The organism is Leminorella richardii, assembly GCF_900478135.1.
GTDB lineage: Bacteria > Pseudomonadota > Gammaproteobacteria > Enterobacterales > Enterobacteriaceae > Leminorella > Leminorella richardii.
In genome coordinates this window covers 3,092,027-3,114,541 of the sequence record NZ_LS483470.1, presented here as the reverse complement: position 1 = coordinate 3,114,541, position 22,515 = coordinate 3,092,027, and the positions used below count along the sequence as shown (strand labels likewise).

The window sequence follows — 22,515 nt, the reverse complement described above, 5'->3', positions numbered from 1 at the left end:
ATCCTGCTAAACTGCGGCTATCTTTTTTTCTGACCAGGGCAGGCCTTGAAGTATGAGCATAGTGAATCAGGTAGCGCAGCAGCGAAAAGAGCTGGAGCAGGCAGTGGCTCAGGCTCTGGAGCTGGCGAAGGGTGCGTCGGATGCAGCAGAAGTCAGCGTAACGAAGTCAACGGGAATTGGCGTTTCAACCCGCTTTGGTGAAGTGGAAAACGTTGAGTTTAACAGCGACGGGGCGCTTGGCATCACCGTATACCATCAGCAGCGTAAGGGCAGCGCGTCGTCTACCGACCTAAGCCCGGACGCCATTGCGCGTACTGTACAGGCGGCGCTGGATATTGCGCGCTATACCTCTCCCGATCCCAACTCTGGGCTCGGCGAGCGGGATCTGATGGCCTTCGAGGCGCCGGATCTGGACCTATTTCACCCAACAGAGCTAGACGCAGAGCGCTTCATTGAGATGGCTGCGCTGGCTGAGCGCACCGCGCTGGAGTCCTCTCCGCGTATTACCAACAGCGAAGGCGGTAGCGTTAACAGTCACTATGGCGTTAAGGTTTACGGCAATAGTCACGGCATGCTGCAGGGCTACTGCAGCAGCCGGCATTCGATGTCCTGCTGCGTTATTGCCGAGCAGGATGGCGATATGGAGCGCGACTATGCCTATACCATTTCCCGCGAAATGTCTGGCCTTAGCAGCGCAGAGTGGGTTGGCCAAGAGGCTGCTCGCCGCACGCTATCTCGGCTAGCGCCGCGTAAACTGCCGACGATGCAGGCTCCGGTGATGTTTGCTGCCGAAGTGGCGACTGGGCTGTTTGGGCATCTGGTTTCTGCCATCAGCGGTGGCAGCATTTATCGGAAGTCGTCGTTTTTATTAAACGATCTGGGTAAGCAAATTTTGCCTTCATGGCTGACTATTAGCGAGCGTCCTCACGTGCTGAAAGGGCTGGCGTCAACGCCGTTCGATAGCGAAGGGATAGCGACCCATTCACGAGAAATCGTCAAGGCAGGCGTGTTGGAAACCTGGCTTTTGACCAGCTATTCAGCGCGTAAACTTGGCATGACTAACACAGGCCACGCGGGCGGCATCCACAACTGGCGAATTGCCGGGCAAGGGCTGGGTTTTGACGCCATGCTCAAGAAGATGGGGCGCGGTCTGCTCGTGACGGAGCTGATGGGGCAGGGTGTAAGTACGGTAACCGGTGACTACTCTCGCGGAGCAGCAGGCTTCTGGGTTGAAAACGGTGAAATTCAGTACCCGGTGAGCGAGATTACTATCGCTGGCAATCTGAAAGAGATGTTTAACCAGATAGCCACCGTTGGGGATGATATTGAAACGCGCAGCAACATCCAGTGCGGCTCAGTGCTGATTGAGCAAATGAAAATCGCCGGCGAATAACCAGTGAGCTAGGTACAATAAAAACGGGCTGATGCATACACATCGGCCCGTTTTTCTTTCTCTGTCAGAAACGTTACTGATGCTCGCCAGCGGCTTCCGGCTGATAGAGCAGTTCTAGTACCTTAATTTGCGTTACCGTGCCGTTTGGCAGGTGCCAGCTGATGTCAGCACCGACGCGAAGGCCTAGCAGTGCAGCGCCAATGGGCGCCATCACGGAAAGCTGTTCGTTGCTGTCTGTCAGGGCGTTGGGGAATACCAGAGTTCTCACTCGCTCTTCCTGATTGCTCAGATCGATAAACCTGACGCGGCTGTTCATGGTGACCACGTCGGCTGGCATGCTGCCTGGTGCGACAATTTCTGCCCGATCGAGCTCTTCAGTCAGTGCCTGTGCCACCGGCGATGAAGCGAACTCAGGGCGTTCAAGCAGTATATCGATACGCTCCGCATCCAGTTCATTAATGATAATGGTGGGTTTAAGCATACATTACTCCGATATTATCCTTGATGATGGAGTTCCATCTAACGTTGTGTTGAACAATTCGGGTGAGTCAACAGAAAAACAGAACATAACAAAATAAAACCCCCGCAGATAACGTGCGGGGGCTTAACGTCAACCCGATTATTAATTTGTATTCACTTAATTAAAGCGATCGAGATCGCATAATGCACTATCCAATCGCTCTATGACGCACTCTTTGTTAAAGCCGAGCGCCATAGTGAAAATGTGTGTTAATTATGCTCATCATAGCAGCAAAATAAGGCAATGGCTAATGGGTTATCTCCCTCTTTAGCCCGCATTTTTACCGTCATTTTTACGCTTTTCCAGCGTCCGATGGCGGGACTGAACGTTTTTGCCGCGGGAGCGGAAGTAGTCAGCCAGCTGTTCAGCGACATAGACCGAACGGTGCTTGCCGCCAGTACATCCGATAGCGACAGTCAGATAGCTGCGGTTGTTGGTTTCCAGCATCGGTAGCCACTGTTCAAGGTAGCTGCGAGTCTGGTAGATAAAGTTGTGAACTTCGGTATGCCGATCCAAAAACGCCGCCACCGGCTTGTCCAATCCGGTCATCGGGCGAAGCTTGGGATCCCAGTGGGGATTAGGCAAGAACCGCACGTCAAACACGTAGTCGGCATCGATAGGAATACCGTGCTTAAAGCCAAAGGATTCAAACACCATTGTCAGCTCGCGTTCACGCTTGCCGAGCAGACGCGCTCTGAGCATTTCGGCCAGCTCGTGAACAGACATCTCAGCCGTATCGATAATCAGGTCGGCGCGAGAGCGGAGCGGCTCGAGGAGAGCATCCTCTTCGTCAATGGCGCTTTCCAGAGACAGATTCTTATTCGACAGCGGATGCAGGCGACGGGTATCGCTATAGCGGCGGATCAGCGTATTGCGGTCAGCGTCCAGAAACAGGAGCTGAGGCGTGAAGTCGCCCGGCAGGCTGTTCAGCACTTCTTCCAGAATTTCTGGTGTCTCTGGCAGGTTGCGCACGTCAATGCTAACGGCGGCGGACGTGTCGCGCTTGGCTAACGTCTCTGCCAGCTGCGGCAGCAGCACTACGGGCAGGTTATCAACACAGTAGAATCCCATGTCTTCCAGTGCGCGTAGCGCGACGGATTTCCCCGAGCCGGAACGGCCGCTGACAATCATCAGCACCATGTTACTCTTCCCCTTAATGATCGTAATACGATGTTCATCTGCGTTAGCCCGCCGAACGAGCTGCAGCGGCGCATGATAATTCGTTTGCCTTCAGTGGCGTGTACTACGCTTATTTGTCGCCGTATTTACTGATAACGGCTTTCACTCTACATGACAACAGCCGACTTGTGCCATTATTTTTCGTCATGTGGCTCTTCATCGATATCGACTTCTTCTGCCGGCGCTTCTTCTGTACCAACCAGCAGTTGGTACAGTTCGGCATCCGTTTGTGCAATGCGCAGTTGGCGGCAGAACGTCTTGTCACCAAAGCGCTTTGCGATGGCAGAAAGCGTTGCCAAATAGCTTTGGCATTCGTCAAATGGCACCAGCAGGGCGAACAGAATGTCTACTGGCTGGTTGTCCGCCGCGTCAAAGCTGACGGGCTGTTCCAGCGTAATAAAAACGCCGACGGCGCGGGTAGTGTCTTCTTCCAGCTTGCCGTGGGGGATCGCCACTCCGGCGCCGATGCCGGTAGTACCCATGCGTTCGCGGCTGAGAATGGCTTCAAATACCGTTGCAGTAGGGATATTTAGCTGTTCGGCCGCCAGCTCGCTGATGATTTCCAGCGCGCGCTTTTTGCTGGAGCAGTGAACCGCACAGCGAGTGCTTTCGGGTTTAAGAATTGCGCGTAATTGTGTTGTAGATAGCGTGCTCATTGTCTTATGGCAACCGTAGGATCAAATCAGCTGTTTGCGCTGGTTTGAAGGAGGAATAGATAACGACTCTCGGTATTTTGCCACGGTCCTTCTGGCGACCACCATTCCCTGTTCCGCCAGCATATCGGCGATTTTACTGTCGCTGAGCGGTTTGGCGGGGTTTTCGGCCGAGATCATTTTTTTCACCAGCGCGCGAATGGCGGTAGAGGATGCTTCGCCGCCGCTCTCCGTATTCACATGACTGGAGAAGAAGTATTTTAGTTCAAATATGCCCCGCGGGCTGTGTAGAAATTTCTGTGTTGTAACCCGCGAGATAGTGGATTCATGCATGTCGACAGCCTGAGCTATATCCGCCAGCACCATCGGCTTCATAAACTCAGGGCCGGACTCAAAAAAAGCTTCCTGCCGCTCAACGATACACTCAGTGACGCGCAAGAGCGTATCGTTACGGCTTTCCAGGCTTTTTATCAGCCATTTTGCGTCCTGGAGGTGGCTGCGAATGTACTGATTGTCGCTGGCGCTGTGAGTATTGGTCATCGATGCGTAGTGCTGATTAATGCGCAGGCGCGGCGTGCTTTCTCCGTTAAGCTCTACCGTCCATTTACCGTGCACTTTTCGCACCAGAACGTCGGGAATAACGTATTCGGATTCGCTACTGTGTATCGACTGGCCGGGGCGCGGATCGAGGCTTTGGATCAGCTGCATGGCCTCTTTGAGCAAAGACTCGCTGATTCGAGTCAGTTTTAATAGCGTTCTAAAGTCGTGATTGCCCAGCAGAGTCAGGTGCTCAGAGACGATTTCCCGCGCTTCGGCAACGCCCGGCGTGGTTTTATCCAGCTGGGACAGCTGAACCAGCAGGCACTCGCGCAGATCCCGCGCAGCAACGCCGACGGGGTCGAAGCGCTGAACGCGCTTAAGCACGGCTTCGAGCTCATCAAGCTCTACGGTTTCATCTTCTTGGCCGAGACTTTCGGCGATGTCTTCTAGTGAAACAGTAAGATAACCCGCGTCGTCAACGGCGTCGATAATGGCTATCGCAATCGCTTTATCCAGATCGGTGAAGGGCGTGAGATCTACTTGCCACATCAGGTGATCCTGCAGCGTCAGCGTGGTTTCACCCTGAAACACGAGGAGTTCGTCGTCACCGTAGTCGTTGCGTGTACCCGACGGGGTGCCAGCGGTGTAGATCTCGTCCCAGGATGCGTCTAGCGGGAGGTCTTCAGGAATATCCGACTGCTGTAGCGCTTCGCTGGTATCAAGCTGCTCTGTTTCTGGCGCTTCTCGAGACTCAATTTCGTCGTGAACGTCTGCCTGTTCAAGCAGCGGATTACTTTCCAGCGCGGTTTGAATCTCCTGCTGTAGCTCAAGCGTCGACAGCTGCAACAGGCGAATGGCCTGCTGTAGCTGGGGCGTCATGGTTAACTGTTGGCTTAGCCTGAGCTGTAAACCTTGCTTCATAGTACCGCTTAGCGTCTCTTTTTCTTAAAGCCTGAACTCATTGCCCAGATACACGCGCTTGACGTGCTCGTCTTCTAGGATGGCGGACGGCGTGCCGTGGGCAATCAGATGCCCTTGGCTGACGATATAGGCGCGCTCGCAGACGTCCAGCGTTTCGCGAACGTTGTGATCGGTGATCAGAACGCCCAGGCCGCTGTCGCGCAGGTGTTCAATGATCTTTTTAATATCGATAACGGAAATGGGGTCAACGCCGGCAAAGGGTTCATCCAGCAGGATAAATTTGGGGTTGGCGGCCAGCGCGCGGGCAATCTCGACGCGACGGCGTTCACCGCCGGACAGAGACTGACCCAGGTTTTTCCGCAGGTGGTCAATGTGGAACTCTTCCAGCAGCTCGTTAGCGCGATCTTCACGCTGCTGGTTGTTTAGGTCGTTGCGAACCTGAAGAACCGCCATCAGGTTATCGTAAACGCTCAGCCGCCGGAAAATAGACGCTTCCTGAGGAAGATAGCCGATCCCGCGGCGGGCGCGAGCATGCAGAGGCAGCAGGCTGATGTCTTCGCCGTCGATAGCGATAGATCCAGCGTCGCGCGGAACAATGCCGACAACCATGTAAAAGGTGGTCGTTTTACCCGCGCCGTTAGGCCCAAGCAGGCCGACGATTTCGCCTGAGTTCACCGTCAGGCTGACGTCTTCTACGACGCGGCGGCCTTTGTAGGCCTTTGCCAGATTCTCAGCTGTTAATGTTGCCATGCGTTTTTGTTTACTCTTCTCTTCATCACGCGCCAGCAAGCGCGCCGTGGTTAATTCTTTTTCTGCAGCTGGGACGGCACCAGAACCGTGGTGACGCGCTTGCCTTTATTACTAAAGGCTTCCATTTTCTGCTCTTTGACCTTGTAGGTGATCCGATCGCCCTGAACGTTGCTGTCCAGCTGTTCCAGATAGGCGTTGCCCGTTAGGTCGACAAAGTCGGTAGCCAGCTCGTAGCGCAGCTTCTGGCCGTGACCCTTTACCGGCTTGCCGCTGTCCTGCATCTGATAGAAAGTGACGGGGTTGCCGAAAGCTTCAACAACCTCTTTCCCTTTGTCGTTTTCAGGGCGTGTGACCACAACTTTATCTGCGCGAATGTCGATAGAGCCCTGTTTAACCACCACGTCGCCGGTAAAGGTCACAATATTGCCCGTCATGTCCAGTGACTGCTGGGCTGACGTAATATTGATCGGCTGGTTTGTGTCATCCTTTAGCGCAAACGCCGAGGTACTGGTCAAAAGCAGCGCAGCGGCGATAAGCGCCACTCGGCCGACTTTAGGGTGATGGTGCATTTTCGTTACCGGCTTTTGGTTGAACTTCATAATAGGTTTTTACCTTTTCAATCAGCTTCGCTGTTTTACTGCGCAGATTTCCGCGCATCTTCATCCCTTCAGAGGTAAAACTTGCCCCATAAAGCGTGACGCGATCGTCAGAGCTGATGTCCTGCGTAGTCAGGTCGATATCAGCGTTGTCAGTTTTGATTTTTTCCAACTGCGACGTGGTGGTCAGACTGTTGACTTCCACATCGCCGTATAAATAGAGCATGCGGCTTTTCGTCAGTTTCGCACGGTTTGCCCTAATCGACCAGATGGCAACCTGCTCTTTATCGAAGATGATCATCACCGGAAGGGTAAACCAAGTGTCTTCCGGCTTGGCGTAGTACTTCACGTCCTCTGCCGTTAGCTTATAGTTCAGTAGGCCTTCTGGATTATACACGATGGTTATCATCTGCTGGCTTTGGTAAGTCGGCTCTTTATCATCAGGGGGGGCAACAGGCTGAGGCGCATCGGTGTCCGCCAGATTCCAGCCAATCAGGCCCAGAACCGCCAGCGTTAGCAGGACAGTGATTAGCGTTTTGAGTTTGCTCATATTGATAGCCCCTGCGCGCTTTCAAGCTTGCCCTGCGCCTGTAAAATAAGGTCGCACAGCTCGCGAACGGCGCCGTGGCCTCCCGGCCTGCGGGTGATGTAGTGTGCTTTAGGCTGAAGTAAGGGATGGGCATCGGCAACCGATACAGAAAGTCCAACCTTTGCCATCACTGGCCAGTCGATAAGATCGTCGCCAATATAGGCAATCTCTTCTGGCTGGATAGATAAAGTGCGGCAAAGGGAGTCAAACGCCGGCAGCTTGTTCGACTGCCCCTGATAGAGATGCGTGATTCCCAGCGTTTTTGCACGGTCTTCCACCAGCTTGGACTGGCGGCCGGTAATAATAGCCACTTCAATGCCAGAGGTGATCAGGCAGTGAATGCCGTAGCCGTCGCGCACGTTGAACGCTTTCAGCTCTTCACCCTGATTGCCCATATAGATAAGGCCGTCGGACATGACGCCATCCACGTCACAAATAAGCAGCCGTATGGCGGCCGCCTTTTGGAAAATGCCTTTGTCTACAGTGCCATAGCACGTCTCTATCATAGTAATACTCTTCAAAACGCTCAGTTCGAGTTTCGTAAACGCTCTATTTTGCCCTAAACGACGCCTGCGCGCAGCATATCATGCATGTGTACGACGCCTTTGAGCAGATCGCCCTCTGCAACAATGAGTGCGGTAATGTGTCGAGACTGCATCAGGTTTAAGGCTTCAACCGCCAGCATGGACGGTAAAACCCGGATCCCGCCCTTGGTCATCACGTCGGCAATTTTGGCTTCTCTGATGTCAATATTCTGGTCGAAGATGCGGCGTAAGTCACCATCGGTAAATATACCTTTGATAATCATATCGTCATTGCAGATAACCGTCAGGCCAAGATTCTTGCTGGTGATTTCCACCAGTGCCTGCCTCAGAGTAGCGTCAACGCTGACTCGTGGGATCTCATCGCCAGCGTGCATGATATCGCTAACGCGCAGCAGCAGCTTGCGCCCCAGTGCGCCACCGGGATGTGATAGGGCAAAATCGTCGGCGGTAAAGCCCTTGGCCTTGAGCAGTGCTACAGCTAGCGCATCGCCCATCACCAGCGTTGCGGTAGTGCTGCTGGTTGGCGCTAGCCCGAGGGGGCAGGCTTCCTGCGGTACGTGAATGCATAGGTGAACGTCAGCGACTTTACCCATGGCGCTGTTGGGATTGCCGGTCATGCAGATCAGCGGAATTTGTAGGCGCTTAATCACCGGAACCAGCGCCATGATTTCGCTGGATTCTCCAGAGTAAGAAATGGCGATAACCACGTCCTCGGCAGTGATCATGCCGAGATCGCCGTGACTGGCTTCCGCCGGATGAACAAAGAAAGAAGGCGTTCCGGTGCTGGCGAAAGAGGCCGCGATCTTACACCCAATGTGGCCGGACTTTCCCATTCCCATCACAATCACTTTGCCTTTACAGGCCAGCATCATGGCACAGGCGCGGTCGAAGTCTGTATTGATGTATTGATAAAGCTGCTCTAGTGAGGCTCTTTCTATATCAAGAACCTGCTTTCCCGCCTGCTGGAAGTTAAAATTGGACATCGCGCTCTCTCACTGTGTTTATAAGCTATTGCCGCACCCTAGCGGCAGTTGTCTGTCAGGAAGCCTTAAAAAATGTGGCTAAGCGTAACAGGTCAACGGCGTTAATCGCAAACCCGTAGGGCTTTTGCCTGTACAATTGCTGATGATGAAACGTTAAAATACCGACAATAAGAACCATAGCGGCTATTATAAGGCTATATCTATCCGCACAGTAGTGACATCGCGAAGGCGTACCGGACGCTGTGTAAATTTCGCGTAAAGGCACATTTTTATGGTGCAGTGTTAGTCATAATAGTCGTCGTATTTCGGATGAAGAACATACGTGAAGCGTGGCTTTACCGTTAGCCTTGGCGTGCGGTAGAGAGTTGAGCTGAAGTATATAAATACTTATGATGGACGCATAGGGTATCTCATCCTGACAGTGACAGTTAAGGACGTGAATGAACAGATCGACAGAAAACCTGGTCGAAGTGCGCGACATGTCGTTTTTTCGCGGCGGCCGCCCAATTTTTCAGGATATCAACCTGACAGTGCCGCGCGGTAAAGTCACCGCGATCATGGGGCCATCGGGCATTGGTAAAACCACACTTTTGCGGCTTATTGGCGGGCAGCTTGCTCCCAGCAGCGGCGAAATCATTTTCGACGGGGACAACATTCCTTCACTTTCCCGTCGTCGCCTTTATGAAGTCCGTAAAAAAATGAGCATGCTGTTTCAGTCCGGAGCTCTGTTTACTGACTTAACCGTGTTTGAAAACGTCGCCTATCCCCTGCGGGAACATACTCGCCTGCCAGAAGAGCTGGTGCGCAGCACAGTGTTAATGAAGCTTGAAGCGGTAGGGCTGCGCGGGGCTGCAAATCTGATGCCGTCTGAGCTTTCTGGCGGTATGGCTCGCCGAGCCGCGTTGGCCAGAGCCATTGCGCTGGAACCTGAACTTATCATGTTTGATGAGCCGTTTGTTGGTCAGGATCCTATCACTATGGGAGTACTGGTTAAGCTGATTGATGAGCTTAACAACGCGCTGGGTATTACCTGCATCGTCGTTTCTCACGACGTTCCCGAAGTGTTAAGCATCGCAGACTATGCTTACATCGTGGCGGAACACCGCGTCATTGCTCAAGGTTCGCCCACCGAGCTGCGGGCTAATCCAGACCCTAGAGCCCGTCAGTTTCTGGACGGCATTGCGGACGGCCCTGTGCCTTTCCGCTTCCCCGCCGGCGATTATAAAACGGAGTTATTAAGCTGATGTTGCTACAGACGTTGGCGTCTTTAGGGCGCCGGGGCATTCATTTTATCGGCTCGTTTGGTCGTTCAGGTGCGATGCTTTATGGCGCCCTAGTGGGCTCACCGGAATTTCGCAAGCAGTGGCCTTTGCTGCTCAAACAGCTGTACGTCGTAGGCGTTCAGTCATTGCTGATTATTATCGTTTCCGGCCTGTTTATCGGCATGGTACTGGGGCTACAGGGCTACCTTATATTAACCACTTACAGCGCGGAGGCGAGCCTCGGCATGATGGTGGCGCTGTCGCTGCTGCGAGAGCTGGGGCCAGTGGTCACAGCTTTACTGTTTGCCGGGCGTGCGGGTTCCGCGTTAACAGCGGAAATCGGGCTGATGAAGGCGACTGAACAGCTGTCTAGCCTAGAAATGATGGCTATCGATCCGCTGCGTCGGGTGATCGCACCGCGATTTTGGGCCGGATTTATCAGCATGCCTTTACTGACAGCGATTTTCGTTGCCGTGGGCATTCTCGGCGGCGCGATGGTCGGCGTTGACTGGAAGGGCATTGACGGCGGATTTTTCTGGTCAGCGATGCAGGATTCTGTCAGCTGGCATACCGATATACTGAACTGTTTTATTAAAAGCGCGGTGTTTGCTGTCACGGTGACTTGGATCGCGCTGCACAACGGCTATGACTGTATTCCAACGTCGGAAGGCATTAGTCAGGCGACAACTCGTACCGTAGTACATGCGTCTCTTGCTGTATTAGGTGTGGATTTTGTACTTACCGCAATGATGTTTGGGAACTAAATCGATGCAAAGTAAAAAAACGGAAATATGGGTAGGCGTATTTATGCTTATTGGGCTTTGTTCACTGCTTTTCCTATGTTTAAAGGTAGCGGACATCAAGTCGTTGGGGAATGAGCCGACGTACCGCGTCTATGCAACGTTTGACAACATCGGCAGCCTGAAGGTGCGTTCACCGGTTAAGGTCGGCGGCGTGCTGATTGGCCGAGTCACGGAAATCTCTTTGGATGAGAAAACCTATCTGCCGCGCGTCGCGATCGACATTGAGTCGCGCTATAACCACATTCCTGACACCAGCTCACTGTCGATCCGCACAGCGGGCCTGCTCGGCGAGCAGTTTTTAGCCTTGAACGTTGGCTTTGAGGATGAGGAGATGGGAACGTCTATTCTTAAAGACGGCGACACGATAAAAGACACCAAGCCAGCCATGGTGCTGGAAGACCTTATTGGGCAGTTCTTGTATAAGAGCGGCGATGATAAGCAGGAATCGGCGCCGGCTGAGCAGCCGCAGAGCGCTCACTGATTTTTAGCTAACAACTACTAGCAGTAAAGAGGAACCATTATGTTTAAACGTTTTATGATGGCCGCGCTTCTTGTCGTTGCGCCTTTAGCGGTGAACGCTGCCGCAAACAATCCGTATCAGGAAATGCAGGCTGCGGCAGAGAAGACGTTCAATCGCTTAAAGAACGAACAGCCTAAGATCAAATCAAATCCTGACTATCTGAAAACGGTAGTAAAAGAAGAGCTGATCCCCTATGTTCAGGTGAAGTATGCAGGGGCGCTGGTGCTTGGCCGCTACTATAAAGATGCAACACCGGCTCAGCGCAATGCCTATATGCCTGCCTTTGAGGCCTATCTGGAGCAGGCTTACGGTCAGGCGCTGGCAATGTATAACGGCCAGAGCTATCAGATCTCCCCAGAGCAGCCGCTAGAGGGTAAAGATAATATTTCTATCCGTATCACTATTAACGATACTAACGGTCGTCCGCCAATCCGTTTGGATTTCCAATGGCGTAAAAACAGCAAAACCGGTGAATGGAAAGCTTACGATATGATTGCCGAAGGCATCAGCATGATCACCACCAAGCAGAACGAGTGGGCGGAAACGCTGCGCCGTGACGGTGTTGACGGTTTAACCAGCCAGCTGAGCGCTCTTTCTAAGCAGCCTATCAAGCTGGACAGTAAGTAATGGCTACGGCCTCGCTAAGCCAGCAGTCTGCTGACGGCGTCGTCACGTTAAGCGGCGATCTGAACCGCGAAACGCTGATGCCGCTGTGGACTGCGCGCCACTCTTTGATGGCGTCCGATGTCCATACTCTTGACGTCGCCGGGCTTGAGCGCGTGGACTCTCCGGGGCTGGCTATGCTGGTTTATCTGCTGGATGAGTCTTCTGCTAAAGGGCACTCTGTCAGGCTGTCCGGGATGACGGAGAAGCTGCAGTCGCTGATTGCGCTCTATAATCTACAGCAAATAATTCAGCCGTATCTGCTGAGCCAGGCTGACGGGTTGTGATACCATAGTGACAGTCACGCTGTTGCCCTCTATTAATGACTGCATCAGCTCACGTACCGGCACCGTAAAATGTGCCGGTACGTTTTTTTATCGTCGCGAAATAATGATCGTGGCGTCTCGCCGCTCTTCAGGCGTAGAATACGCGTTGGTTCCGTCCGGAGCCGGACATCTTTAACTCAGTGAGCACAGAAAAGCGCATGGATACTACTCTTATCAGACAAGTTTTAATGGATGCTTTAAGCCTGCAGGACGTTCTCGTTACCGGTGACGGTAGCCATTTTCAGGTCATTGCCATTGGTGAAATCTTTGCCGGTATGAGCCGAGTCAAACAGCAGCAGACCATCTATGCTCCACTGATGGAATATATTTCCGATAACCGTATTCATGCGCTATCGATCAAAGTGTATACCCCGGCTGAATGGGCGAGAGATCGCAAACTGAACGGCCTCTAAGCCACTTTTTACCTTTAGTGAAGAAAAATACCTATAAACACACAATCACTTCACTGAAGGAGTACATGATGATGACAGTTTTACTTTAAGAGATAACGGTTATGGACAAGTTTAGAGTACAGGGGCCTACGCGCCTTTCCGGTGAGGTCACTATTTCAGGCGCGAAGAACGCCGCACTGCCTATCCTGTTTGCTGCACTGCTGGCGGAAGAGCCGGTAGAACTGAAAAATGTTCCCAAGCTGAAAGATATTGATACCACTATCAAGCTGCTCAGCCGCCTAGGCGTAAACATTAAACGCAACGGCTCTATCTTCGTTGACGCTTCCAGCGTGACTGAGCTTTGCGCCCCTTATGACTTAGTAAAAACAATGCGTGCATCAATATGGGCGCTGGGGCCGCTGGTTGCTCGCTTTGGGCGTGGTGAAGTGTCTCTGCCGGGCGGCTGTGCCATCGGCGCTCGCCCTGTCGATCTGCATATCAGCGGCCTAGAGCAGCTGGGAGCGGACATCAAGCTTGAAGAAGGCTACGTAAAAGCTACGGTAAACGGTCGCCTTAAGGGTGCCCACATCGTCATGGACAAGGTCAGCGTTGGCGCGACCGTTACCATCATGAGCGCCGCGACGCTGGCGGAAGGTACTACGGTAATTGAAAACGCCGCTCGCGAGCCGGAAATTGTCGACACCGCTGAGTTCCTCAATACGCTGGGGGCACGCATTACCGGTGCCGGTACCGATCGCATCACGATTGAGGGCGTTAAGCGCCTTGGCGGCGGCGTTTACCATGTTCTGCCAGACCGCATCGAAACCGGTACTTTCCTCGTGGCGGCTGCGGTTTCCGGCGGCAAAGTTATGTGCCGCAACACGCGCCCAGACATGCTGGACGCTGTGTTAGCCAAGCTGAAAGAAGCGGGTGCGGAGATCGAGACTGGCGAGGACTGGATCAGTCTCGACATGAAGGGCAAGCGTCCACGCGGCGTTAACGTTCGCACTGCTCCGCATCCGGGATTTCCAACCGATATGCAGGCGCAGTTTTCTCTGTTGAATCTGGTGGCTGAAGGCACTGGCGTTATTACCGAAACGATTTTTGAAAACCGCTTTATGCACATTCCTGAGCTGATCCGCATGGGCGCTCACGCGGAGATTGAGGGAAATACTGCGATCTGTCACGGCGTGGAGAAGCTTTCTCCGGCTCAGGTGATGGCGACAGACCTGCGGGCTTCTGCCAGCCTGGTACTGGCGGGCTGTATTGCTAACGGCGTAACGACCGTAGACCGCATTTATCATATTGACCGCGGCTATGAGCGCATTGAAGAAAAGCTGAATGCCCTAGGGGCGAATATTCAGCGCGTAAAGCAAGAGGACTAAGTTCCGCTGCTGCTGTATGAGAACGCAATAAAAGCAAAGGGGGAGCAAATGCTCCCCCTCTATTTTGTAGGTTCTTTTTTGTACCTAGGTCGCTGGATATTCCAGAATCATGATGGTGACGGATATCTTTTGACCGTTTCGCATGACGTCAACTGGGATATTAGTTCCCGGACGAATTTCAGCGATTTGATCCATCACTTCCAGAACTGAATTAGCCGCCTTACCGTTCACAGTTAACAGTACGTCACCGGCCTGTAGGCCTGCACGGTCAGCGGGGCCACCCGGAGTTATCGACCTGACCAGTATTCCCTGTAGGCGATCGAAGGGCCACTTTGAGCCTGAACGCGGCTAAGGTCTCCGCCGCCGATGCCGATATAGCCGCGAATGACGCGGCCGTCGCGAATGAGCTTATCCATAATTTTAACGGCTAGCTCAATAGGAATAGCGAAACTGATACCCTCAGGCGTGTCGCCGTCGGTTCGCTTATCCAGCGACAGGGTGTTGATGCCGACCAGTTCTCCGAGGGTATTGACCAGCGCCCCTCCAGAGTTGCCGTGGTTAATTGAAGCGTCAATTTGTAGCAGGTTTTGGCGACCGTAGGGACTCAGGCCGACCCGTCCGGTGGCGCTGATGATGCCCTGCGTGACCGTCTGGCCGAGGTTATAGGGGTTGCCGATAGCTAAAACAACATCGCCGACGTGGGAAGTTCGTTTCGTATTGGTTGGGATTACGGGAAGATTTCCTTCCTGAATTTTTAGCACCGCAAGGTCAGTCAGAGTGTCGCTGCCGACAACCAGCGCTTCGTCAATCTGACCATTCTGTAGCGCAACAATAATCTGATCGGCGTTCACGATAACGTGCCGATTTGTCAGGATGTAGCCCTTTTTATTCATGATAACGCCGGAACCCAGCGTGTTGATCCCAGGGCCGTTTTCGCTGTGAATGTTGCGGTTATAAATGTTGACGACAGCAGGAGCTGCTCGCTTGACTGCACTGTTGTAACTCATAGGGGCTTCACCAATAGAGAGCGAAAGCGAATTATCCAACAGGCCGGACGTATCGCGCAGCGACGGAAAAATGGTCAACAGCGCTGCGGCAATAATTAAGCCGATAAGGACTGAGCGTAACAGTTTGGCAAGCATGCAGTTCATCAGAAAAAAGGGAAGGTAACTAAGAATAACATGACTTAAACGGATACGGCACATTGCCGTATCCGTTTTTGCGATCGGGATTAACGAAGGATCAGATAGATATTGTCATCGCCGCGTAAAATATTCAGGGCAACAACGTTAGGCTTGCTGTCCAGAATCTTGCGAAGTTCACCGAGGTTTTGTGTGCGTTCGCTGTTGACGCCAATAATGGTGTCGCCTGCACGCAGTCCGCTTTGAGCGGCAGCAGAGCCTTTCTCAACGTCCTTAATCACAATCCCCTTATTGCCTTTGGCTTCACCGTTATTCAGTGTTGCACCCTGTAAAGCAGGCATAAGCGTTTCTGCGCTGGTAGCGGACTGTTCACTGTTTTGCAGCTCAACGTCGACTTCCATTGGCTTGCCTTCGCGAAGCAGACCCATCTTCACTTTCTTACCGGCACCGGCTGTTGCAACTTTAGCGCGCAGTTCAGCAAAGCTGCTGATAGTTTTGCCGTCAAGGGAGACGATAACGTCGCCGGATTTAATGCCCGCGGCAGCCGCTGCTGACTTCGGCATAACTTCGCTGACAAAGGCGCCGCGCTGTGCGTCGACTTTGAAGGCTTTCGCCATTTCCGCCGTCATTTCGCTGCCCTTGATGCCCAGCATGCCGCGCTTGACTTCACCGTACTTGATCAACTGCTCAGTCAGGCTTTGCACCATGTTACTGGGGATAGCAAACCCGATGCCGACGTTGCCGCCGTTTGGCGCCAGAATGGCAGTGTTAATGCCGATAAGCTCACCGTTAAGGTTAACCAGCGCGCCGCCGGAGTTACCGCGGTTGATTGAGGCATCGGTCTGGATAAAGTTTTCAAAACCTTCCAGATTCAGCCCGCTGCGACCCAGTGCAGAGATAATGCCGGAGGTGGCAGTCTGGCCGAGGCCGAACGGGTTCCCAACTGCAACGGCGAAGTCGCCGACCCGCAGGGAGTCAGAGTCTGCCAGTTTGATACCGGTTAGATCTTTTTCCTTGGCATCAATGAGCTGGAGCAGGGCGATATCAGACTGTTCATCACGACCGATAAGCTTGGCCTGATACTCTTTTCCGTTATTGAGCTGGACGCGGATCTTGTCCGCATTGTTGACCACGTGGTTATTGGTAACGACGTAGCCCTTTTCCGCATTGATAATGACGCCAGAGCCTAGCCCTTCAAAAGGGCGCACGCTTTGCTGTTCAGACGGCATGTTTGGCCCGAAGAAGAATTTGAACTCTTCGGGAATGCGCTTGCGCTGAACCTGTGTGCCTTCTACGTAGACGCTAACGACGGCAGGCAATACTTTTTCCAGCATTGGTGCCAGGCTTGGAGTTTGTTCACCTGCGACGGAGATCGGCAGGGCGGCATTGGCTGCCGGTACTGAGGAAAAAGACAGACCTAAACTAACGGTTAGGGCGCTTAATAGTAACGTTGTTTTCTTCATGGATAATAGACTCTCAATACCAACCTTCAAACTTGGGTGGAGCCGCGCTAGACGGCTGTTTCACAATTAACTGTAGCTAATCTAAGACTCGATATAGGCTCAAAAAGTTCATAAACAAGTGGTTAATGACATCGGGAGGGGATTAATTCAGAAATGTGATCGGCTTCAAATCCAGTCAGCGCGCGGGACGGCGTAAAACGTAAAGAAAGGTAATATTCGTTTGGAGACTGCGGCGCCGTCTTGCACGGCACCGCGAGGAGTGGCGTATTTATTTACTCTTTGCGCTCCGGGCGAAACAGACCCGATGCACCCTCGGAATAGTCGCGAGGAGGGTGGTCTGTGTCGCTGCGCGTGTCTTCGTGACCCGATGCTTCAGGTTTAAAATTCAGGTAGCTAAAGGGATTGCTGGTAGCCATATCAGGGAGCAGTGTACTGGAGCTTTTTACCATGTGCTTGTGGAACTGGCGGTAGTCCTGCGCCATTTTTTCAAGCAGCTCAGCGCTGTGGGAAAAGTGGTTAACCAGCTCTTGGCGGTAGGTTTCCAGTTCTGCTTTGCTTTTATCAAGCTCCTGCTGCAGTGCTGTTTGCTGGCGCAGTTTCCTGTTGCCAAACCGCATCGCCAGAGCGCCAATAATAAGCCCGGCGACTAAGCCGATAATCAGTGCATATTCCCAAGTCATAATGACTCCTTGTTACGGTCATAAATTACAGAAGAACCAGCCTGACGAAAGGCTGAAAAAGCGACAGAGTCGCTTGCTGTTCCCCCGTGTTCTTGTACATCACTATACTCGGAAATACACCCGAAAATATACCCAGAAATGTAGGGTTGGGGGAACGGCACTACTCACGCAGTGACATCCTATCACGATAAAATCGCTTTTTTAATCTCAAAAGACCGGGCGAGAAGCGACTAGCGTTCCCTCGGTACATTAAACCTGCTTTTCCCTCTGGCTCAGTCGGTAAATGCGCTGTGGGCGACCGACCTTACCGTAGATGATTTCAGCCTTAAGAAAGTTCTCTTTTGTGCAGTATTCCAGATAGCGGCGCGCGGTAGTGCGGCTTAATCCCAGTTTTTTAGCAATGTCTTCAGCGGTGTATCCCGCTTCTTCTTCGCTATCGATAAAGGCTTCCTGCACGACTTTCAGCGTAATTTCATCAATGCCGATGGGCATGGTGGGCTTGGTTTGAATGCGGGCAAAGGTGTTGAACATTTCATCAACCTGCGACTGGCTGACGTCTTCAGCCTGCTTTTGCACTCGGTGAAGGTGGCTCAGACGCTCAAGAGTTTGCTCCAGTCGATCGTAGGAAACCGGCTTGAGTAAATAGTCGAATACGCCGTAGCGAATTGCATCGGCGACAGTTTCAATATCGCTGGCGGCGGTGATAAAGATAATCTGCCCTTGATACTTTGCGGCGGAAAGCTCTTGCAGCAGCTCGATTCCCCTGCCGTCGGGCAAATAGTTGTCAAGAACGATCAGGTCAGGCTTGAAGTTAGCTATCATCATGCGACCCTGTTCCAGATTGCCAGCCAGCCATATCTGACGGCACAGGCTATGGCGTTTAATGAACTCAGCGTGCATTTCGGCCAGCGGCGTTTCATCTTCTATCACTAAGATGTTCAGGTATTTCATGACTAATTTCCTTTTGCTGTCCCTTTAGGAATAAAGATAGAAAATACAGTACCGTAGGGATCGTTATCTTCTATAGTAATCGTTCCTTGGTACTGATCGATGTAGGTCTTCACGAGGTAAAGCCCAATCCCGTGGTCGCCGCTCTGTTTAGACGATACGCCTCGGGTAAAAATGTTGTCTCGAATTTTGGGGTCGATGCCGGATCCCTGATCGGAGATCTCTATCACTAGCTCTTCGCCTTCATCTGAGATGTAGCATTCAATCGTTTTACTGCTGTTCGGATTCTTCAGTGTGGCTTCAAAGGCGTTATTCAGCAGATTGCCTAAAATACTGGCGAGCTCGTTTTCTGCCAGTGGGCCAGGATTTATACTCAGTGAACACCCTGAAACAAAGTTGACTTCAAGCCCTAGCTCTTTAGCGCGGTGGTATTTACCAAACAGCAGCCCTGCAATTAAGCGGTTTTTGAACATGCTGCTGATATTGTCGATAAGAGACTGCTGGTTGGAGGATTCAAACTTCACCATTTCCAGTGCGCGCTCGTATTCCTTCAACTGAAGCAGGCCACCGATGGTTGAGATCCAGTTCAGGTGTTCGTGGCGCAGCGTGCGCAGGTTTTCTACATACTGTTGAACCTGAGAAAGCTGAGCGCTTAGCATATTGATTTCATCCTGTCGGCGGAAACTGATGACCCACCCTTGGAACTGGCTGTCTATCCAGATGCCGACTCGGTTAGCGATAATTTTGATACCGTTGAGAACGAGCAGGTCGTCAATGCGGTTGTTGCCGTGGCTTTCAGTCAAGTAGTCTGAAGGGGTTACCAGGGCTTTGATTCCCTGACCGATAAGGTGTTTCGGCGCGCCGGTCAGCCTTAGCATTTTTTGTGCATTTTGGTTGATGGCGGTGATTTTTCCCTCGGTATCGACAGCTATGAGGCCTTCAAACACCGCGTCGAACAGTGCGTCCTGTTGGCGCTGGACGCGGGCTATTTCTGCAGGCTCCATGCCCATCATCTGTTTCTTAATGTGCGAGGAGAACTGCCATGAAAGGAAAATCAGTACAAACAGGATCATCAGCAGGGCGCTGGTAAGGGGCAGCAGCTGGTTTGAACGCCAGATATCGATTTTGCTGTTGAGATAGCCTAAGGAGATAACGCCGATGACTTTGTTATTTTTATCCCAAATAGGCGTTTTTGCTCTCAGTGCCAGCCCCATGGATCCTTCACTGCTAATGATGTAACTTTCCCCCCGCTCCAGCGCGCCCGGCTTGTTCCACTGCATGATGTAGCCGATTTTTTCGGGATTAGGGTGATAAAGCCTGACAGAGTGCTCATCGCCTATGACCAGATAGCTGAAGTTGGATTCCATACTTAGCCGATCGGCAATCTTTTTCAGCTTGGTCGTGTCGCGATGCTCGACACCTTCGATGACGTCGTCCATAGAGGCAATAATTTTTGCCTGGTTCATGGCGATCTCGCTGACTTTCTCTGTGAGATAGTTATCTAGCTGGTACTCCATAAAAGTGTTCAGTGCGCCAAAAAGCAGGGTAAAGACCACGAGCAGCAGCAGAAAAACGCGCCATTTGAATGACATGTTTCTTAGCATACCCTTTATCGTGTCTTTGGTTAGTTTAAGGTGCATTTAACATTCACTTCTATTATTTAATTTTTTACGATGTCCCAGAATGCTAAATATAATTAATTTGGTTATAAAATGCATTTAATTAATTAAGCAAATAAAAACCATTAAGTTATTTCTATTTATTCAGTTATCTGTGAAGCAGATCAATTAACTGATTAGGGTGAATTAATATGATGTAGATCGCTGTATTATTAGTCAATTAACTTAACATTTCTAATGATTAAAAAGATATTTTCATTTATGCGGCCTGTCAGCGCAGGACGCTGAGCTATCGTTTTGACTAATGATCGGGGCGGGTGACTTTTGAATCGCCCACCCTTATGTCCTTTGTTGTTTTATTAATGCATTTATAGAGAATGGACTATGTATAATTCAACAATATTCAATCGAGTAAAACGGTCGGAGTTTAAAAAAGTTGCGGAGATCGCAAAATTCCTTCGCCATAACGACTTGAATATTGATACTTCCATTGAAGAGTTTATTACCCTTACGCGCGGCTCTCAAATAATCGCCTGCGGTGGAATTGCCGATAACATTATAAAGTGCGTTGCAATAAGCGAAAATCTTCGCGGTGAAGGGATCGCTCTTTCGTTAGCGACAGAGCTCGTCAATTTGGCTTATGAGCGCCACCATACTCACCTGTTTATCTATACCAAAACGCAAAACGAAGAGCTGTTTCGACAGTGCGGTTTTTTTCCTATTGCTTCAGTGCCGGGCACCGTCGTTCTTATGGAAAACAGCAGCTGTCGTCTTAAGCGTTACGGTGAGCAGCTAGCGAAGTCCCGCCAGGCTGGCGACAAAATTGGCTGCATTATCATGAACGCAAATCCGTTCACTTTAGGGCATCAGTTTCTTGTTCAGCAGGCGGCTTCACAGTGTGACTGGCTGCACCTCTTTTTGGTGAAAGAGAACACGTCAACGTTTCCCTACGTCGATCGCCTAAAGCTGGTGACGGAAGGAACAGCCAATATTCCTAACCTGACGGTTTATCCCGGTTCGGAATACATGATTTCTCGCGCCACTTTCCCCTGCTACTTCATTAAAGAGCAGGGCATTGTTGATAACTGTTATACCGAGATTGACCTCAAAATTTTCCGTCAATATCTCGCGCCAGCTCTGGGCGTGACGCATCGCTTTGTGGGCACTGAGCCTTTTTGCGAAGTAACCCGCAAATACAACGCCGATATGCGCTACTGGCTCAACACGCCTGAGCTGTCCTGCCCACCGATTGAGCTGGTTGAAATTGAGCGTGTTCAGCACGAAGGAACAGCCGTTTCGGCCTCGTGGGTGCGTCGTTTACTGTCTAAAGGGCAGATGGAAACCATTTCTCATCTGGTGCCGGAGTGTACCTATCAATATTTGCTAAAAAGTCCGCTCCTTCGCCAGACGTCTACGGACGCTCCGACTAAAGATTCCGTTATTACCATGGGTGAACTATGAAAATTATCAAAGAAGCCGTAGCCGGCACGCTTGAATCAAGCGATGTCATGGTGCGGGTCGCCCCGATCGAAGGATCGGATATTGACCTGCAGTTGAACAGCAGCGTCGAGAAGCAGTTTGGCGATGCTATTCGGGCAACCGTCATGGACACGCTGTCCAGAATGGGCGTTACCGGCGTTCAGCTTGTCGTTGACGATAAGGGCGCGCTGGAGTGCGTGCTGCGGGCTCGTTTACAGGCGTCACTGCTTAGAGCCAGTGACTGCCAAACGCTACCTTGGGAGGCCTTGAAATGAAGCCGCAACTATCACAACGCGCCCGCCGCAGTATGCTGTTTGTTCCCGGCGCTAACGCCGCTATGTTGAGCACCTCTTTTGTATATGAAGCGGATTCCATCATGTTCGATCTGGAAGACGCCGTTTCCCTGCGTGAAAAAGACTCCGCACGCCTGCTGGTGTTCCACGCTCTGCAACATCCTCTGTATCAGAACATTGAAACCGTGGTGCGTATTAATCCGCTCAATACGCCTTTCGGCCTTGCCGATCTTGAAGCGGTAGTGCGCGGGGGCGTCAAGATGGTTCGCCTGCCGAAAACTGACCGCAAAGAAGATGTTTTAGAGCTGGAAGCGCACGTTGAGCGTATTGAGCGTGAGTGCGGGCGCGAAGTGGGCAGCACCAAACTGATGGCTGCCATTGAGTCCGCAATGGGCGTTGTTAACGCCATTGAAATTGCCACCTCTAGCCCTCGTCTGGTCGCGATAGCGCTGGCGGCGTTTGACTACGTTATGGACATGGGGACCAGCCGCGGTGACGGTACTGAACTGTTCTATGCCCGCTGTGCGGTACTGCACGCGGCGCGCGTTGCCGGTATTGCTGCCTATGACGTGGTTTGGTCCGACATTAATAACGAAGAAGGCTTCCTGAAAGAGGCAAGTTTGGCGAAGAGCCTGGGCTTTAACGGAAAGTCACTGGTTAACCCGCGTCAGATTGAGCTGCTGCACCAAACCTATGCGCCGACGCGCAAAGAGGTGGAGCACGCCCATGAAGTTATCGCCGCCGCAGAAGACGCTGAAGCACGGGGCCTAGGCGTTGTGTCGCTCAACGGCAAGATGATAGACGGGCCAATCATCGATTACGCCCGCAAAGTTGTGGCGCTATCCGCTTCCGGCATTCGTGATTAAGAGGA

General features: G+C 52.0%; 24 protein-coding genes and 1 pseudogene. 11 read left to right on the top strand and 14 right to left on the bottom strand.

The annotated features are described in order from the left end of the window. Nucleotides 1-52 precede the first annotated feature (52 nt). Entirely contained in the window at nt 53-1,393 is a 1,341-nt protein-coding gene (gene pmbA / locus DQM29_RS14255) for a metalloprotease PmbA (protein ID WP_111741306.1), read from the top strand. A gap of 73 nt (nt 1,394-1,466) precedes the next feature. On the opposite strand, the gene rnk is transcribed toward pmbA, so the two are convergent. From rnk to kdsD, 9 genes are all read right to left on the bottom strand, one after another. After that, a complete protein-coding gene (gene rnk, locus DQM29_RS14250) occupies nt 1,467-1,874 on the bottom strand; it encodes a nucleoside diphosphate kinase regulator (protein WP_111741305.1) in 408 nt (135 codons plus the stop codon). A 306-nt stretch (nt 1,875-2,180) separates the two neighbouring features. Further along, nucleotides 2,181-3,053, bottom strand: coding sequence for an RNase adapter RapZ (gene rapZ, locus DQM29_RS14245; protein WP_111741304.1), 873 nt, complete (start codon nt 3,051-3,053; stop codon nt 2,181-2,183). Between the two features lie 173 nt (nt 3,054-3,226). Next, nucleotides 3,227-3,748 carry a PTS IIA-like nitrogen regulatory protein PtsN gene (ptsN, locus tag DQM29_RS14240; RefSeq protein WP_111741303.1) on the bottom strand — a complete coding sequence of 174 codons (522 nt, stop codon included), beginning with the start codon at nt 3,746-3,748 and terminating at the stop codon, nt 3,227-3,229. Between the two features lie 21 nt (nt 3,749-3,769). Next, nucleotides 3,770-5,206: an RNA polymerase factor sigma-54 gene (gene rpoN, locus DQM29_RS14235; protein WP_111741302.1), complete on the bottom strand. Its 1,437-nt coding sequence runs from the start codon at nt 5,204-5,206 to the stop codon at nt 3,770-3,772. Nucleotides 5,207-5,230: 24 nt separating this feature from the next. Further along, the gene (gene lptB / locus DQM29_RS14230; RefSeq protein WP_111742108.1) at nt 5,231-5,956 is read right to left on the bottom strand and encodes an LPS export ABC transporter ATP-binding protein; all 726 of its coding nucleotides are present in this window, start codon (nt 5,954-5,956) and stop codon (nt 5,231-5,233) included. A 50-nt stretch (nt 5,957-6,006) separates the two neighbouring features. Beyond that, nucleotides 6,007-6,525 carry a lipopolysaccharide ABC transporter substrate-binding protein LptA gene (gene lptA / locus DQM29_RS14225; protein WP_232054968.1) on the bottom strand — a complete coding sequence of 173 codons (519 nt, stop codon included), beginning with the start codon at nt 6,523-6,525 and terminating at the stop codon, nt 6,007-6,009. After that, nucleotides 6,509-7,102, bottom strand: coding sequence for an LPS export ABC transporter periplasmic protein LptC (gene lptC, locus DQM29_RS14220; protein WP_111741300.1), 594 nt, complete (start codon nt 7,100-7,102; stop codon nt 6,509-6,511). The genes lptA and lptC overlap by 17 nt, the downstream gene beginning before the upstream one ends. Further along, entirely contained in the window at nt 7,099-7,647 is a 549-nt protein-coding gene (kdsC, locus tag DQM29_RS14215) for a 3-deoxy-manno-octulosonate-8-phosphatase KdsC (RefSeq protein ID WP_111741299.1), read from the bottom strand. Before kdsC ends, lptC begins: the two co-directional genes overlap by 4 nt. A 53-nt stretch (nt 7,648-7,700) precedes the next feature. Then, nucleotides 7,701-8,669, bottom strand: coding sequence for an arabinose-5-phosphate isomerase KdsD (kdsD, locus tag DQM29_RS14210; RefSeq protein ID WP_111741298.1), 969 nt, complete (start codon nt 8,667-8,669; stop codon nt 7,701-7,703). Between the two features lie 440 nt (nt 8,670-9,109). Here kdsD and mlaF point away from each other — a divergent pair, with 440 nt between their 5' ends. The 7 genes from mlaF to murA all read left to right on the top strand — a co-directional run bounded on the left by mlaF (nt 9,110) and on the right by murA (nt 14,020). Then, nucleotides 9,110-9,913: a phospholipid ABC transporter ATP-binding protein MlaF gene (gene mlaF / locus DQM29_RS14205; RefSeq protein WP_111741297.1), complete on the top strand. Its 804-nt coding sequence runs from the start codon at nt 9,110-9,112 to the stop codon at nt 9,911-9,913. Further along, on the top strand, nt 9,913-10,695 hold the full coding sequence (gene mlaE / locus DQM29_RS14200) for a lipid asymmetry maintenance ABC transporter permease subunit MlaE (protein ID WP_111741296.1): 783 nt from the start codon (nt 9,913-9,915) through the stop codon (nt 10,693-10,695). The genes mlaF and mlaE overlap by 1 nt, the downstream gene beginning before the upstream one ends. Before the next feature lie 4 nt (nt 10,696-10,699). Beyond that, nucleotides 10,700-11,215, top strand: coding sequence for an outer membrane lipid asymmetry maintenance protein MlaD (gene mlaD, locus DQM29_RS14195; protein ID WP_111741295.1), 516 nt, complete (start codon nt 10,700-10,702; stop codon nt 11,213-11,215). Nucleotides 11,216-11,254: 39 nt separating this feature from the next. Continuing rightward, a complete protein-coding gene (gene mlaC, locus DQM29_RS14190) occupies nt 11,255-11,881 on the top strand; it encodes a phospholipid-binding protein MlaC (RefSeq protein WP_111741294.1) in 627 nt (208 codons plus the stop codon). Beyond that, nucleotides 11,881-12,204 (top strand): lipid asymmetry maintenance protein MlaB, encoded by a 324-nt coding sequence (gene mlaB / locus DQM29_RS14185; protein ID WP_111741293.1) that lies wholly within the window; start codon nt 11,881-11,883, stop codon nt 12,202-12,204. Before mlaC ends, mlaB begins: the two co-directional genes overlap by 1 nt. Before the next feature lie 197 nt (nt 12,205-12,401). After that, on the top strand, nt 12,402-12,656 hold the full coding sequence (gene ibaG / locus DQM29_RS14180) for a BolA family iron metabolism protein IbaG (RefSeq protein ID WP_111741292.1): 255 nt from the start codon (nt 12,402-12,404) through the stop codon (nt 12,654-12,656). 101 nt (nt 12,657-12,757) lie between these two features. Then, on the top strand, nt 12,758-14,020 hold the full coding sequence (gene murA, locus DQM29_RS14175; protein WP_111741291.1) for a UDP-N-acetylglucosamine 1-carboxyvinyltransferase: 1,263 nt from the start codon (nt 12,758-12,760) through the stop codon (nt 14,018-14,020). Between the two features lie 84 nt (nt 14,021-14,104). On the opposite strand, the pseudogene degS reads toward murA, so the two are convergent. The 5 genes and pseudogenes from degS to dpiB form a co-directional block, all read right to left on the bottom strand. Continuing rightward, nucleotides 14,105-15,162 (bottom strand): annotated as a pseudogene (gene degS / locus DQM29_RS14170) (outer membrane-stress sensor serine endopeptidase DegS). 89 nt (nt 15,163-15,251) lie between these two features. Further along, nucleotides 15,252-16,625, bottom strand: a complete 1,374-nt coding sequence (gene degQ / locus DQM29_RS14165; RefSeq protein ID WP_111741290.1) for a serine endoprotease DegQ — start codon at nt 16,623-16,625, stop codon at nt 15,252-15,254. A gap of 272 nt (nt 16,626-16,897) precedes the next feature. Continuing rightward, a complete protein-coding gene (gene zapG, locus DQM29_RS14160; RefSeq protein WP_111741289.1) occupies nt 16,898-17,305 on the bottom strand; it encodes a Z-ring associated protein ZapG in 408 nt (135 codons plus the stop codon). Nucleotides 17,306-17,554: 249 nt separating this feature from the next. Continuing rightward, nucleotides 17,555-18,256 carry a two-component response regulator DpiA gene (dpiA, locus tag DQM29_RS14155; protein ID WP_111741288.1) on the bottom strand — a complete coding sequence of 234 codons (702 nt, stop codon included), beginning with the start codon at nt 18,254-18,256 and terminating at the stop codon, nt 17,555-17,557. Between the two features lie 2 nt (nt 18,257-18,258). Further along, nucleotides 18,259-19,845 (bottom strand): sensor histidine kinase DpiB, encoded by a 1,587-nt coding sequence (dpiB, locus tag DQM29_RS14150; RefSeq protein ID WP_338418312.1) that lies wholly within the window; start codon nt 19,843-19,845, stop codon nt 18,259-18,261. Nucleotides 19,846-20,256: 411 nt separating this feature from the next. Between dpiB and citC the strand changes: the two genes are divergently transcribed. From citC to citE, 3 genes are read left to right on the top strand one after another with little or no spacing between them, the layout of a single operon-like run. Beyond that, a complete protein-coding gene (gene citC, locus DQM29_RS14145) occupies nt 20,257-21,333 on the top strand; it encodes a [citrate (pro-3S)-lyase] ligase (RefSeq protein WP_111741286.1) in 1,077 nt (358 codons plus the stop codon). Then, a complete protein-coding gene (gene citD / locus DQM29_RS14140; protein WP_111741285.1) occupies nt 21,330-21,626 on the top strand; it encodes a citrate lyase acyl carrier protein in 297 nt (98 codons plus the stop codon). Before citC ends, citD begins: the two co-directional genes overlap by 4 nt. Continuing rightward, entirely contained in the window at nt 21,623-22,510 is an 888-nt protein-coding gene (citE, locus tag DQM29_RS14135) for a citrate (pro-3S)-lyase subunit beta (RefSeq protein ID WP_111741284.1), read from the top strand. Before citD ends, citE begins: the two co-directional genes overlap by 4 nt. The last annotated feature ends 5 nt before the right edge of the window (nt 22,511-22,515 follow it).